General features: G+C 38.2%; 11 protein-coding genes. 7 read left to right on the top strand and 4 right to left on the bottom strand.

Annotated elements, in window-relative coordinates; all coding sequences use genetic code 11:
- Positions 1-193 precede the first annotated feature (193 nt).
- Positions 194-2,056 (top strand): tetratricopeptide repeat protein, encoded by a 1,863-nt coding sequence (locus PLL47_RS09260; RefSeq protein WP_324445909.1) that lies wholly within the window; start codon positions 194-196, stop codon positions 2,054-2,056.
- A 245-nt stretch (positions 2,057-2,301) separates the two neighbouring features.
- Here the strand turns inward: PLL47_RS09260 and PLL47_RS09255 are convergent, their stop codons facing one another.
- Positions 2,302-2,715 (bottom strand): DUF1249 domain-containing protein, encoded by a 414-nt coding sequence (locus PLL47_RS09255; RefSeq protein ID WP_324445908.1) that lies wholly within the window; start codon positions 2,713-2,715, stop codon positions 2,302-2,304.
- A 272-nt stretch (positions 2,716-2,987) separates the two neighbouring features.
- On the opposite strand from PLL47_RS09255, the gene PLL47_RS09250 reads away from it, so the two are divergent.
- The 4 genes from PLL47_RS09250 to PLL47_RS09235 all read left to right on the top strand — a co-directional run bounded on the left by PLL47_RS09250 (position 2,988) and on the right by PLL47_RS09235 (position 7,007).
- Positions 2,988-3,176, top strand: coding sequence for a hypothetical protein (locus PLL47_RS09250; RefSeq protein ID WP_324445907.1), 189 nt, complete (start codon positions 2,988-2,990; stop codon positions 3,174-3,176).
- 216 nt (positions 3,177-3,392) lie between these two features.
- Complete coding sequence (locus tag PLL47_RS09245; RefSeq protein ID WP_324445906.1) at positions 3,393-4,124, top strand: hypothetical protein; 732 nt, start codon at positions 3,393-3,395, stop codon at positions 4,122-4,124.
- A 322-nt stretch (positions 4,125-4,446) separates the two neighbouring features.
- Positions 4,447-6,234: a UvrD-helicase domain-containing protein gene (locus PLL47_RS09240; protein ID WP_324445905.1), complete on the top strand. Its 1,788-nt coding sequence runs from the start codon at positions 4,447-4,449 to the stop codon at positions 6,232-6,234.
- Between the two features lie 332 nt (positions 6,235-6,566).
- Positions 6,567-7,007: a hypothetical protein gene (locus tag PLL47_RS09235; RefSeq protein ID WP_324445904.1), complete on the top strand. Its 441-nt coding sequence runs from the start codon at positions 6,567-6,569 to the stop codon at positions 7,005-7,007.
- Positions 7,008-7,057: 50 nt separating this feature from the next.
- Here PLL47_RS09235 and PLL47_RS09230 read toward each other — a convergent pair whose 3' ends face one another.
- A complete protein-coding gene (locus PLL47_RS09230) occupies positions 7,058-8,722 on the bottom strand; it encodes a ParB/RepB/Spo0J family partition protein (RefSeq protein ID WP_324445903.1) in 1,665 nt (554 codons plus the stop codon).
- Positions 8,723-8,800: 78 nt separating this feature from the next.
- Here PLL47_RS09230 and PLL47_RS09225 point away from each other — a divergent pair, with 78 nt between their 5' ends.
- A complete protein-coding gene (locus tag PLL47_RS09225; protein ID WP_324445902.1) occupies positions 8,801-9,799 on the top strand; it encodes an AAA family ATPase in 999 nt (332 codons plus the stop codon).
- Between the two features lie 16 nt (positions 9,800-9,815).
- On the opposite strand, the gene PLL47_RS09220 is transcribed toward PLL47_RS09225, so the two are convergent.
- The gene (locus PLL47_RS09220) at positions 9,816-10,358 is read right to left on the bottom strand and encodes a hypothetical protein (RefSeq protein ID WP_324445901.1); all 543 of its coding nucleotides are present in this window, start codon (positions 10,356-10,358) and stop codon (positions 9,816-9,818) included.
- 603 nt (positions 10,359-10,961) lie between these two features.
- Positions 10,962-12,164: a tyrosine-type recombinase/integrase gene (locus PLL47_RS09215; RefSeq protein ID WP_324445900.1), complete on the bottom strand. Its 1,203-nt coding sequence runs from the start codon at positions 12,162-12,164 to the stop codon at positions 10,962-10,964.
- Positions 12,165-12,286: 122 nt separating this feature from the next.
- Here PLL47_RS09215 and PLL47_RS09210 point away from each other — a divergent pair, with 122 nt between their 5' ends.
- Entirely contained in the window at positions 12,287-14,209 is a 1,923-nt protein-coding gene (locus PLL47_RS09210; RefSeq protein WP_324445899.1) for a PINc/VapC family ATPase, read from the top strand.
- Positions 14,210-14,271 lie beyond the last annotated feature (62 nt).

Genomic DNA, 14,271 nt, shown 5'->3' with positions numbered 1-14,271 from the left:
TATCTCACGCATTTCTAGCAGTTTTTGTTAATTAATGGTTGAATGTTACCCTAATATTTGTTGAAATTATTAATTTTTCAAAATATTAGTATATCTCAAATTATTCTAAACTACATTATAAAGCGATCGTGATTTAATGAATGTTCATAAAGGATTTCCAGTTGTTTTTTTTCTTTTATTATTCTTAGTCTGTATGTTTACTGCCATACCTGTCTCAGCAGAAAATCGCAATAACCAAAATGCTACTTTTCAATCCTCAAGTGATAATATTTATCCATTATTAATCACCTCTGAAAATAATGGATCTAACGTTGTACCTTTTAGTGAGAATGACCAGAGTTTAGACAATAATATAAACACCCTAAACACAATAGTTGGTTGTATTAACACGTGGTTACAACTTGTTGGAATCTTCCTTACTGTATTTACTATAATTATTGGAGTTCTTGGTTTTATAGGTTTTAAAGATTTAAGGGATACAAAAAGATCTCTGGAGGAATATAAAGAAAAAGCTGCAAATGATGCCAGTTATATTAATGGAATAAAAATAAGTCTAGAGATTAATGCTAAAAAACAATCGGACTTCCTTAGTGAAAAGTCCTCAATTTTGGTAAACCAAAAACAGTCTCCTGAAATAATAGAGAAATATAGTGAATATAGTAATAGTTTAAGATACATCGAGCTTTTTGGAGTCGAATTAAAATCTAATGATTATTTAATCCGTAGTCTTGACTATTTTTATAAGAAGAAATATCAGGAAGCTCTTGAAGCTGCTGAACGGTCATTAGAACTAGATACTTCTAATTACAAAGCCTGGAACAATAAAGGTAATATCCTTACAAAACTTGGTAAAGATAATTTAGCTTTAAAAGATTATAATAAAGCAATAAAACTAAAAAAAGATTACGCAAGCGCTTTGAATAATAAGGGAGTTGTTTTGAGTAGATTAAAAAGATTTGATGAATCAGTAGAAACTTTAGGTAGTGCAATTGAAGCGGATTCCGAACTTGAAGAAGCGTGGATTAATAGAGTAGGCCCTCTCTTAAAAAAAGAAGAATATGATCAAGCTTTAATATCCATTAATAAAGCACTTGAAATTAACCCAAAATCTCCAGAAGCTTTAGGTAATAAAGGTCTAGTATTTGACCGCTTAGGTGAAAAAGACAGAGCTTTAAGTATGTACGATAAATCAATTGAAATTGATCCAACTATAGCAGAAGTATGGTTTAACAAAGGAATTACTCTGCAAAGTATTAGAGAACATAATGAAGCGTTGGAAGCTTATGAAAAGGCACTTAAAATAGATCCAAACTACGCGGACGCGTGGTTTAATAAGAGTTCCGCTTTCTATAGTATTGGTAAATTTGTGGAAGCATTGAAGGCTATAGAAAAAGCAATTAAATTACGATCGGGTTTTGATGAGTTGGTACATAAAGGGAAAATCTTAGATCTTCTTGGTAAGTATGAGGATTCATTAAGAGCTTATGAAGAAGCTATTGAAATAAACCCAAAAGTTGCCGATCCTTGGATTCTTAAAGCAATTGTTTTTCAAAAGTTGGGTAGGCTCTCTAAGGCACTGGAAGCTTGTAATAAAGCCATAGAAATTAGTCCAAAGCATAAGGAAGCATGGCTTCATAAGGGTCATATCTTTGTTGAGCAAGGTGAAAAAGAAAAAGCTTTAGAAGCTTATGATAATGTGCTTGACTTGGACCAAAGCCATTTACCAGGATTGCTAGGTAGAGGACAAGTACTTAATATGCTCTGTAGATATGAAGAAGCCCTGGAAGTTTATGAAACTGCGATCAAACAGGATAGGAAATTTGCTTGGAGTTGGGTAGGTAAAGGAGACATTTTAAGCTCTCTTAAGAGAGATAACGAAGCGATAAACTGCTATCTTCAGGCAGTTGAATTAATACCTGATGACCCTATCATATGGTCTAAATTGAGTAAGGCTTATACTACCCTTGGTCAATATGAAAAGGCCATGTCCTCACTTATAAACTCAGTATCATTTAGATATCAAAAACCTCAAATGATGATACCATACTTCCCGTAAAGCTTTATTCAAGGCTGTCCTTCATGTAAAAACCCCTAGGACAGCCAGTCCCACTTTTATAAAAATACGTTTTCACATCCGTATCCTTTATTATGCTAGAGACAGTTTTAACTTTAGGTCAGGGATGATTATAATCTAGCTTTCCTAAATGCCATAGGCAAATATCAGGAAAGTCAATTTACGATGGCTACAAGCTGTTAGCGTGGCTTCTGGATAGGCATACGTAGGAAAAAGAGCAAAAAAAATTATTCGTCTTCAGTCTTAGTTTCTGCGAGTGTGTATTTTTGTACTTCTGTGATATTCCTCAACCAGTCGGCAAGAAAGATATTAAGTTCCTTTTTTAATTTTGGATTGAACTTACCCGGCTCAGGATATACCTCCTGATACACACCTAAGAAGTCATTTTGATAGCTTAATGCTTCTGCATCTTTATGTTCTGCATGTACCCAAATTCTCATATCAGGGTCTGCCATGACATCTCCGTTTTGAAGCCCGTTATGGGCGAGAGCTATCGTGTTTTCCGTGAGTTTATCCACATGTAAGTCCATAAGTCCCGGACTTTGAAATTTCATGTACGAAGTCTTCATTACCCCAGTTTCATTAATTATCCCGAGGGTTTGCAGCCTTGCAAAAATTTGTTTGTATATCTTTCGATCCATTTCTAAATTCTCCAGTTTTGTGGCTTATGTTATCGTTTTAGCCAAATTTTAATTACATCGAGAGATATTTATACCCATTGATAAAAAATAGAATATGAGGATATTTTGAATATATTATACTAAAAATTGTAATAACTTACGATAAATAATTATTTATATGATACGAAGTAATATGTAATTTGATAAAACGATAACAGTAGTGAGCGTTATCCGGCGTTCGCATTTGTGAACGATGAAATAATTTGCTCTTTTAAGAATCGGAGGATAATGCAATGGAAAGTATCACCATTATGATCAATCAGGACTACAAGCCGCTTGTAGAAGAAATTGATGCAATTGCTGAACAGTGTCAGACTAGCCGCGCTGGAATTATTAGAAGCGTCCTTTGTGATGTCTTTGAATTCACACCGGGAAGGCCGATGAATGGGTATAATTCAAAGGCCCTTCGCGAAAACAAATGATAAATACTTTAGGCATAGATGGAAAAAGCCTTGAAGCAGACGGTAGCAAACTTGCTTCAAGGCACCTTATCGACAAAGAATAAGAACTACAATATATAATACAATCTGATATTATTTATATTTAATGTTGCAGTTTAAAAGAAAAGAAACTAAAAAAATTGTCGTATAAGTCCGTTTATGCTCCTAGTTTAATCTACTTAAACGGGAGAGATTTAAATGGAAAATAAACAAAATACAATGAATATAGCACAGTTTAATGTAAAAGAAATTGCTGAAATGATCGCAGGTAAAGACCCAGAAGAAGTAGCAAAAATGATTGCTAATAGTGTAGATTACACATTAAAAACTCAGCAAAATCAAACATTAACTGATAACGCCCTCAAGCTCTATAATAGAATTAATAAGTTCGTTTTTGTAAAAGGTATTGTTCCTACTGACCCTATGACATGTCAGTTTCATATTGATGACAAAATTGTCAGTATTCCTGCAGAAAGAATAGAAGAAGAAGCATTTTTCAGGAAGCAATACTTCCGTGAATTTGAAAAGCGCGCACCTAGATTAGGCAATGCATGGTTTGATTTAATTGATGCATTGACTGAGAATAAGAAAGAGGTTACGCGTAATCTTATAGATTCGACTGCTGTTTCATATGCTACCGAATTATTCGAAAAAATCCGCAAGCTTAAGATTGTTACAGATAAAAAAGCGTTCGATATCGACAATGCACCGAAAATTCTTGAAGACGGTGGAAGATATTTTGTAAAATCTCGTGTTGTTTCAGAGCTAATTCTAGAGTCTAGATGTCCTGTTGATAGAAGTAGACTTGATGAAACGATGCACAACCTCAAGATGAGAAAAGGAAAAAATGTTAAAAAAGGAGGAAAACGGGATTCCTGTTGGGAATTAGAACCTTCAACCCTTTTAGGACAGGGTGAGGAAGAGGAGTGAACTTGGATGTTCAACTTTACTTCTTTATCTTTTATGGGAGGGAAGCGAGGGAAGTACGAGGGAACTCGTAGGAAGTGGTTAAAAGAGTTCCTTCCCTCGTGGATCCGTGCTGTTCCCTCAACTGATTTTTTTGCTAAATTTGACCAAAAAGGGAATAATATTAAGGAAATTGTGCTATGCAGAATCGCTTCCCTCCTTCCCTTCTTTCCCTTGTATATTTGTCTCAATCGAAAAATGCAGGAACGGACTCTTTTAACAGCTTCCCTTTTTCCCTCGTTTAAGAAATTCATTACTTCTCATAAATTAGCATTGAGGTGCAGAAATGCTAGCTACAAGATTTAAAATCTTTGGACCACCCGGATGCGGCAAGACAACAAAACTTATGGATGAAGTTCACGGCTACCAGTTCTTATTATCCCGAGGGTATCAACCAGAAGATATTACCGTGATCACTTATCGAAAGTCTGCAGCACATGATCTAATCGAAAAAGTTCATGAATTAACCGGGTTTAAAGAAAAAGAGATTAAAAGACACGTAGGCACTATACATTCTATTTGCCTGAGATTACTTCTACGCACTGGAATTATAGGGAGTAAACTCGGGATAATAGGTGACAATGATAAGTATGAATTTGCTCTCAAATATGATTATACGCACTGTACTAAAGTAAAGAAGCCTGTCGTTGAGAAGGAAGAAGAAGAGGAAATAGTAGAAGAATTAGAAGAAGATGATATTGAAGCAGTTGATGAAGAGACCGAATGCACTGGTGATATGTTTGAGCTCTATAACTGGTGTCGGAGTACCTGTGTATCGATTGAAGATTTTGAGAATTTTCCAGGATATGGTAAAATATCGTTGTCTACTGACGAAATAGTGAAGTTCTTCGAAGACTGGGACAGTTATAAAAAAGGCATTGGTAAGATCGATTTCTCTGACATGCTTGAACTCATATTAAAACACAATATTCAGCTTGATACTCCTGTCTTAATGGTAGACGAGTTTCAGGATTTAACACCTCAAATGAACAAAACTTTCTGGTTATGGTCATTGTTATGTGACTACGTCATAATTGCCGGAGATCCTAACCAATCCATATATGGATATGCAGGAGGAAGTCCTGACTTCTTTGCTAACTGGGAAGCTGACAAAACAATAATTTTACAGGAGACTTATAGGCTTCCAATGCAGATCAAAAATATATGCAACGAGATACTTGAAGCTGAAGGTATGGAACCCACACCTATGATATATGCAAAAAACGGGTGTGGTAATGTAATAAAAGATATTGATTACAGAGATGAGTATCCGATACATAATTCGGCATTTTATTTAGTGAGATGTAATTTTCAAATTCCAGGAGTTGCTCTGCATCTAGCTAAGGAAGGTAAAATATTCAGTGTACATTCTCATGTTTATCGAGGTCTGGGATGGAGCAATGCTGAAATAGATTTAGCTAATGCTATAATTGCTGTAAGAACAGAAATGCCATTGAGAAAAGAAGAGCTTATAGCGATTATAAAACGCTTCCCTTCAACCATACTTGAAATTGAGAACTACGGAAAAACCGAAAAAGAAAGGAAATCTGTTTATATTGAGGAATTTCTTGGGAAAGATATTATTTATTTCCCTCAAGTACAGGATGGAACAGGGATTTTGAAACCGAAGGTTATTGAAATTCTCACCTCTTCAGATCCAACGCAGGGAATGACTCAACCTGGTAAAAACGCTCTTCCGGGAAAACAATTCCTAGTAAAGATGCAGGGACTAATTTATCGACAGGATTTCATATCTTGTGATGAAGCTAAAAGCAATAGGGTTATGACAATTCATTCATCAAAAGGGCTTGAAGCAGATGCCATATTCCTCCATACAGGTATAACTCCTGCTATTCAACGTTCAATGCGTACCTCTCTCGAGTTAGCGGAAGCAGAAGCTCGCGTATGGAATGTTGGTGCTAGTAGGGCTAGAGAAATATTGTATATTGTGAGGGATAAAGGCAAGAATTATGCGTTACCTGGCGATGTTTCCTATGAAGACGTTTGTCCCGAAGGTACAAAGGTAAGTGAAAGAATTATAGATAGACCAGCATATGAAGTAGCAGACTGGTAATTACCAACTTTAACCCTTTTTAACTGCTTTTTATGTAATATCTATCCAATTGCCTTATTTTATCCTAAAAGCTCGGCTATGAAGCTTAGAACCCTGATCTCGGGCTTATACGAAGGCTAGATTACCTATAACAAATCCCGAATTTCTTCTTTTAAGCACACGTTACTTCTTTTTTATCTTCCTCGGGAATCGAGCAATATATAGAATTTTTCTTTTTGTCATAAACGCTATCAGTTGGCACAGTTATAGACAATAGGTATAAATACGAATAGTCGAAATTATTATTTTGTCGAATAATCGTCAAACAAGCATAAAAATAGGAGCATTTAGAAATGGTAAACACAAAAGCTGAAGTTGAGAAAAGCACAAAAGTTGAAGTTGAGAAAAGTAAGGTTGATGAATATTTCGCAGCAAATGAGAAGTTCTTTAATACCGGTGATGTAAACGCCAAGCGAGCATTTTTCATGCTCGGACAATATTGCAGGAAGGTTTCAGAGATTGAGGAGAAGCAAATTGCGGAATCAGGTACAGAGAGTAAGTTTCAAGCAAGGTTGGCACGTGAAATATCAAACAACATGTCATACCGTGCCTTTACAATCATTATGAAACTGCTGGATGCAGCAGCACTAAAGTGTAATCCTGCACTGTTTTATAAGTGTAGCGGAACCTGTAAAGAGCTCATGATAAACTCAGAGCTTGTCAGCAACAAAAAAGCACTTTCAGTCGAAGACGGAAACATGAGCTTTTCACTGGGAATGTATCAGAAGTTCTAAAAAAATCAAAAATCGGGATAAGTCAAGCTTGAAATATCCCGAACACCGTTTTATGTCCACCCTCCTCGCGCTACTGGAGCAACGCCTTCCCCTTCATCTTTGGTATCTTCATCGTCTACCTCATTTTCTTCCTGTTTAGCTACTTCTCTTTCAGTTGCTTCTTTCTCAGCTTTTATCTGTTCTAGTGATTTTCCCCACCCTTCGGGTTGTGTATGATACTTGTCGAGATGTACTTCCCAAAAGCTTTCTTCTTCGGGATATATCGATCGAATAAGTTGTAGAATCGAACTTTTATTTTGAATTATATTGCTCGGCCAATTTTCGGGCTTTGGCATAGCCAATGAACCCCTAATACAAAATAGCAGCATTTCATGACCTTTCTTCTCCTTGATTAGGATGTATGACCTTAGCTTAAAGCCCCATCGCGTAAGATAAAGCGATGCTTGAGTCAAATTTTTGCTATTCGTTGCTATAAACATTGCAGAATTGTTTGCGGATGGAGTAAACACATTTTTGATTTCCTCTGGGAGCTCATATGCATTTTCCTCGTTGATATTATAGGGCTCAATAGCAGGAAAATCAAAGTATAGAACAGAGTATGTGAGTTTTCTTGGACCGCTGTATAAATCTATTTTTTCTTCCTCTGATTTCACTAATTTTTGAAACTCTTTCACTGCGGCGGCAGGTGTTAGAATCTTACCTTTTTCTTTCTTCTCCTTAATTCTAATTCCTGCATCTATATCCTGAATTAACTCTTTCGCAATGACTGAACCAGGCTCGTTTCTTGAAAGCACTCTCTTTCGAAGCCACACATATTTATGAGCCGCACCAATTTTCCATATACCCCTGTCCATGAGTTCCATAGATTTGACTGCGTGCGGGTCACTGAAATCTTTGGCAAGTCGCCCGACTTCTGTTAAGTTTGCAACAGTTGTCTTACCTATCCCTAGAATTTTTCCAATTTTTGTATTTGTTTCAGCTTTTGATTTGTCGTATTCTTCCTTGTCGGTAAATTTCGGACCACCAACAAGGTGCCCATATTGACAGGCGATTTCTGCAGGCGTTAGACTCCAATCAATTTCTTGCTCGTCTATTTCACCATTTTTCACTGCTTCTTTCAACCGACGCACCAATGTTGGCGCACCGGAGTTTTGTTTTAGATTAGCCCGCGAATTGTTTTGCGCCACTCCATCGAAGACGTCATGTAACATCTCGATTTCATTATACATTTGCGACATTCGTTTAAGTCGGCGGCGATTGTATTCGACAATAGCAAGCTGCTCTTCTTCTGTGCTTTTAAACCTGACTAAGTGACATGTAGCTGTCCGACGAACGAAAGGCATGTCGGCAATTTTGTCGCCCTTACTGTCGACTATGATTCTGCCTAGCTGTCTTTCGTTAATATATTTTAAGGCTCGCCATCTTCTATGTCCACTAATAATCGTTTTATCTTCTTTTACTATAAGCGGTTCGACTAAACCCTTTTTTCTAATACTGTCAACTAGATCCAAATCAACAGATTCGTCTTGATATAGCGTGGCGTTGATAGGGTGTTGTTTTAACTCTTCAGGATATATAGGCTCGGCCCTTAGAAACTCTATTCGATGGTTTACTTCATTTTCCTCTGTTATTGCAGCTTCTTTTTTGGTCTTTTCTACCATATCTTCAGCCTTTAAATTAATTTTATCGCTTTGTTTTTCTATATTATTCTCCATATTATAAATCTATAATAAATATTGATATTTAATGTTTACTAAGAAAAATATATATTTATAATTAGCATATTTATATACATGTCAAGTGAAAATTTAGACGAGAAGTATAAACCAAAAAGGATAAAAGACTTAGTGGGACAGCCGAATATACAAATGAAAATCGAAGAATGGGTTAATTCGCCTAATCCAAACTTGGCTATACCTCATATGTTATTTGCCGGTCCACCTGGTGTAGGAAAAACATCTGCTGCAATGGTATTAGCACAAGAATTGTTCGGAAAAAACTGGAGAGATAATTTTTCTCGGTTCAACGCGTCAAATGAACGCGGAATTGAATTTATAAGGGTAAAAATAAAACAACTTACAATAATGGCTCCAGCGGCTGCATCATTTCATATTATATTCCTTGACGAAGCTGATGAGCTTACGAATCAAGCACAAGATGCACTCAAGGAAATTATGCAAGAGAATACGGAAACAGCTAAGTTCATATTCGCCTGTAATAACCCAGAAAAAATCATTAGTCCAATTCAGGATAGATGCTTTCGTGTCAATTTCAAGCCAATTTCAGACGATCTCATAGTTCAACGGCTGATGTTTATATGTAAAAATGAAGGTATAACGTATGATGAAGGTGCGCTTGAAATACTTGCACAGAGAGCTCTTGGCTCGCTCAGACAAGCTATAATATTAACTACAGCGTCAGTTAACAGAAAGAATCACATAGCGTTAGAAAACGTAGGGGATGAAACAGGCACTTTAGAAGAATGGGGTGCCGAGAAAATAGTTGCTTCCGCACTACAGGGTAATGTAAAAGAAGCCGAGAGACAGTTTTTCAATATCTACTATGAAAACAGCATAAAATATGGGAAAATATTTGAGCTAATTCTCAATAAAGTAGACAAGATGGAACTTGACATTTCAATAAAAGAGGCTATAATCAATGAGACTGGTTTATACGATTATAGAATGTGCGACCCGAATGTCAACGTAGCTGTACAGGTGAAATGCTATGTCAACTCAATAGCAAGGATCGGTGCAAAAAAGCAAGACTCAAGAGATATTGAGGTCTTATAATAGGCCTCTATCCAATTTATTTAACCACCTGCTTGATATTGAAATAAGCACACAATAAATCTCTTTCGATCTCTTCTCTAGTCCTGCCTAATATTTTTGCTTGGTGATCAAGGGCTTCATCGAGCACGTTAAGAGGTGATTTACATTTTCTAGTCTGGAGCCTTTTTGCTAGAATACGATTTCTGACTTGACTAATGCGCGCTTTCTCAAAGTATGGATTAGTGTTTTTGTATGTACTGACAATCTCATTGATTTTTTCTTCTATTTCTGCATCGATTTCTTCTGGTGGTCGAGTCTGTATCGTTGGTTGACGAGCTAGATAATCATCAATAATATCCCGTACAAGTTGCTGGCTTGAAATCTCATGAAGTTTAGCTTCATCCGTAAGCTTGTTCCATATAATTATTTCAAGGGTCGGTATGACCTTTCCAGTTTGATCGATGCCAAAGTACTGGCATAGTGCCAGACGTATAACGCTAGCGCGGGATTCTCCCAGCCTACGCATTTCCGAATATATTTTCGGTGTTAGTGGGTAGCTTGCCAAGTAAAGATTGCCCATTATCCCATCATCCTGTCTTTTATGAGATTGTTAATGTAGCTAGATCTGGATTGTTGTCCTCTGCTGCCGTCTATAAGTCTAATCGAGGAAGGGGGTAGGGATATTGTGATGCCGACAGCTTTTTTGTCGGCATCTACTATGCGTCTTACCATTAGACAGGAACCTCCTCCCCTGCAATTTCTAGTAATGTAGTAGCCATAGCCTTGTAAGGCTGCTCGCCATATTGAGCTATGCGTTTGACGTTTTCTATCCCGTGACTTCGTATAAGTTCATTGGCTTGCTGTTTTGAATTCATATACTAATAAATTATGATTCATTATATATGTAAGATGAGTTCGTAGCGATCATAATAAGCCTTCGTTCGTCAAAATAAGTGTTAATAAGCCTTTAAAACAATACGTATTTATAGGATTAAACTTCAGTGGTTAAAAAATCAACGACTTGAATGAAAAACAGGTAATCTAAATATCCTACTAATAATCTGGTCAATGGCTATGGAGGCTCTACGTGGCTTCGAAAATCAATATGGGGCGTAGAATATTCATTCCTCCAGATTATAAACAATATGTATTAATAAGAATTTCACAATTCGAGCAAAAAAAATTACTTTGACTGACTTAAAATAGTCTTCATAAGGTCTACCTGAGTATTTGGATTTTGAGTAAAATAAGTCGAGAGTGCCTGATTAAGTATCGCATCCATCTGTTCGGCTTCTTTCGTTAGTGGTAGACTACACTTGCGACAAAGCGATTCCCCTACTGGGTTTGGCTCTTTGCACCTTATGCATATTCCCATCTCTATCCCAGATGTAGTCTTCTGTGGATCAATAAGACCATAAAGCTCTCTGACGGCGTTAGCCGAGTCTTCCCCACTAAGGTGGACATATATACTTGGCATATAGCTACCAGGGGCCCACCCTAACATGTTTCTTAGATTAGCCTCGCTTATCTTATTAGACTTCGATAATATTGTAGCCCTTGTGTGCCTGAAGAGGTGTGGATAAACCCTCTTCTTGATTCCAGCAGCTTTTGCTATATCTCTAATAATCATATGAATTGTAGAATACTCTATAACTTTATAACCTGAGGCTGGTTTTTCTTTTGTTCCGATGCTCTGTTTACTGTTTGTGATAAACAATGGTGAATCAGGATTATTTTTGTCATGATGTTTACTTAGATACCTCTGAATATACCCAGTTGCAAAAACTAATAATACAGTTCTAGATTCAGTCTTTGATTTGGGGAATGTTATTTTACATCCACTACTAACAAACTCAATATCTTTTATTCTACAGGACAGTAATTCACTAATACGACACCCACTTTCATATAGTGTAGCTATTATGGCAGCGTCGCGATGATTAGTTGTTGCTTCTATCATCTGCATTATTTCAGATTCGGTTAACAGATCACTGGGAACTTTGCGCTCAATCTTAGACTTCCTTTTCATCGAATCTGCTAGATCCATATACTTTCTGTTACCCTTGTTTCTTCCATACCAATGAAGGAAACGCTTGAAACCTATCATATACATTTTCTTTGTGGATTCCGCACAATCCTTGTTATGAAGCGCTGCCTGTAGCTGTTTGCAATCTTTAACGTCTAATTTGTCCAGATCGGTTTTTACGTTAGACAAGAAATATTTCATTATTTTAGCGTTGTATAATAGCGTACTGGGCTTCACGTTCTCAATTGTCATATCCATAATATATTCTTCAACTATCTCTTGACTAACTGGAGATATGTTACTACTTTCACAAAATTCTTTTAATATTTCCACAGGGTTTTTAATATGCTTTGCACGCATAATTTATCACCTAATTATTACTATCAGTAATAATATTATCTCATCATTTAAATAGGTATTGGATAATCTATGGAAACCGCTAAGGATTATATTATATACTTTCTGGCTCTATATCCATTTATATGGCTGATGAGAAGCGGATATGGAGAATTGTTCCGGATACGAGCGTGATTATTGACGGGAGGCTTTCGTCCCGAATTAAAAGCGGTGAGTTCGGGAGAGCTGAGGTTATCATTCCTGAAGCTGTAGTATCGGAACTTGAAGCCCAGGCAAATAAGGGCAGAGAAATCGGGTTTAAGGGGCTTGAGGAACTTTCTGAACTCCGCAAGCTGGCAGACAGGGGGGATATTCAACTTCAATTCAGCGGGGCTCGGCCCACTATTGAAGAGATCAGGCTTTCTAAAGAAGGAAGGGTGGATGCCCTTATCCGGCAGACCGCTCTTGATGCAGGGGGGCTGTTCGTTAGCGAGGACCGCGTACAGGCTTTGATAGCCAGGGCAAAAGGACTTGAAGTTGAGTATATGCATCCCAAAGTTCTGGACCCCTCGGAATTCGGTCCTCTTAAAGTAGAGCACTTCTTCACTGACGACACGATGTCCGTACATCTCAAAAACGGGGTTTCTCCAATGGCCAAGAAGGGTCCTGTTGGTCAGGTGCGTTATGTGCGGATCAGGGAAGAACCTGCAAGTTCTCAGGAACTTTCCAGCATCTCTAAAGAGCTTATCGAGAGAGCCAGGCTTGACCCCGAGTCTTTCATAGAGATGTCTTCAAGCGGGGCTACGGTCCTGCAGATCAGAAATATGAGGATTGCAATTGCACATCCGCCTTTTTCTGATGACATGGAGATAACTATTGTCAGGCCTACGGTTGTTGTTGACCTTGAGCACTACCGCCTGAGCGATAAGCTGAAAGAGCGCATAATAAGCCAGCGTGGAATCCTCATTGCAGGGCCACCGGGAGCCGGTAAGTCCACTTTTGCTGCCGGGGTTGCACGCTACCTGAACGACCACGGGCAGGTAGTCAAAACCATGGAATCTCCGAGGGACCTGCAGGTGCCTGCTGAGATCACTCAGTATTCTCCTCTCAACGGAAGGATGGAGGATACCGCTGATCTTTTGCTCCTTGTCAGGCCGGACTACACCATCTATGATGAAGTCCGGAAAACCGGGGATTTTCTGATCTTTGCGGACATGCGGCTTGCAGGGGTTGGAATGATTGGAGTGGTACATGCAACCCGCGCAGTGGACGCAATCCAGCGCCTTATAGGCAGGGTTGAACTGGGTGTAATCCCTCAGGTAGTTGACACTGTAATTTTCATCGACAAAGGAGAGGTTGCAAAGGTTCTGGTGCTCGCTTTTACAGTTAAGGTCCCTCACGGTATGACCGAGCAGGACCTCGCAAGGCCGGTAATTACCATTGCGGATTTTGAAACCGGCAAGGTCGAGTATGAGATTTACACTTATGGAGAACAGGTCGTGGTCATGCCAATAGGCTCTCCCAGGGAAAGCCGCAAGCCTGCCTGGAAACTGGCCGAAGAAGAAATAAGGAATGTTATCGGCAGGTATGCAACGGGTCCTGTTGAAGTGGAAGTTACCTCGGACGACAGCGCAATTGTAAAGGTTTTAGATGAAGATATGAGGAAAGTTATCGGCAAAGGCGGTAACGTCATTGACAGGATCGAAAACATACTTGGGCTCCATATCGATGTAAGGGAGATTGAAGCTGAAACTCCAAAAAGCACAAAAGGTCTGAAAAGAGGAGCTGAACGCAAAGCTTTTCCGGGAAAAGCCCGGGAATCGGTACCTGAAAAAGGTGTTCCTGCTTCTCCGGTTCATCCTGTTATCGAAAGAACCAAAAAACACCTTATCCTTGGGGCTCCCGAGCTCGCTGGAAGGGATGTGGAGATATTTATTGAAGATGAATATCTTTTCAGTGCAACTGTTAGCCGGCATGGAGATGTGAAACTCAGGATAAACTCAGACCTTGCACTGGAAATTATGGAGGCTCAGGACAGCGGAGATTTTATTGAGGTAAGACCTCTTTAATTTTTCCATTTATAGTTCCTTTCTTTTTTAATATCCTTTTTATCTTTTATCCCAAATACAAA

The organism is Methanosarcina sp. (genome assembly GCF_035390745.1).
Lineage (GTDB): Archaea > Halobacteriota > Methanosarcinia > Methanosarcinales > Methanosarcinaceae > Methanosarcina.
The sequence above is the reverse complement of the archived record's forward strand: the minus strand, read 5'-3'. Positions and strand labels throughout refer to the sequence as shown.

Bases quoted from the DNA above. Each gene is read 5' to 3' on its own strand.
- PLL47_RS09260 (WP_324445909.1), top strand. From the start codon at position 194: ATGTTTACTGCCATACCTGTCTCAGCAGAAAATCGCAATAACCAAAAT.
- PLL47_RS09255 (WP_324445908.1), bottom strand. From the start codon at position 2,715: ATGGATCGAAAGATATACAAACAAATTTTTGCAAGGCTGCAAACCCTC.
- PLL47_RS09250 (WP_324445907.1), top strand. From the start codon at position 2,988: ATGGAAAGTATCACCATTATGATCAATCAGGACTACAAGCCGCTTGTA.
- PLL47_RS09245 (WP_324445906.1), top strand. From the start codon at position 3,393: ATGGAAAATAAACAAAATACAATGAATATAGCACAGTTTAATGTAAAA.
- PLL47_RS09240 (WP_324445905.1), top strand. From the start codon at position 4,447: ATGCTAGCTACAAGATTTAAAATCTTTGGACCACCCGGATGCGGCAAG.
- PLL47_RS09235 (WP_324445904.1), top strand. From the start codon at position 6,567: ATGGTAAACACAAAAGCTGAAGTTGAGAAAAGCACAAAAGTTGAAGTT.
- PLL47_RS09230 (WP_324445903.1), bottom strand. From the start codon at position 8,722: ATGGAGAATAATATAGAAAAACAAAGCGATAAAATTAATTTAAAGGCT.
- PLL47_RS09225 (WP_324445902.1), top strand. From the start codon at position 8,801: ATGTCAAGTGAAAATTTAGACGAGAAGTATAAACCAAAAAGGATAAAA.
- PLL47_RS09220 (WP_324445901.1), bottom strand. From the start codon at position 10,358: ATGGGCAATCTTTACTTGGCAAGCTACCCACTAACACCGAAAATATAT.
- PLL47_RS09215 (WP_324445900.1), bottom strand. From the start codon at position 12,164: ATGCGTGCAAAGCATATTAAAAACCCTGTGGAAATATTAAAAGAATTT.
- PLL47_RS09210 (WP_324445899.1), top strand. From the start codon at position 12,287: ATGGCTGATGAGAAGCGGATATGGAGAATTGTTCCGGATACGAGCGTG.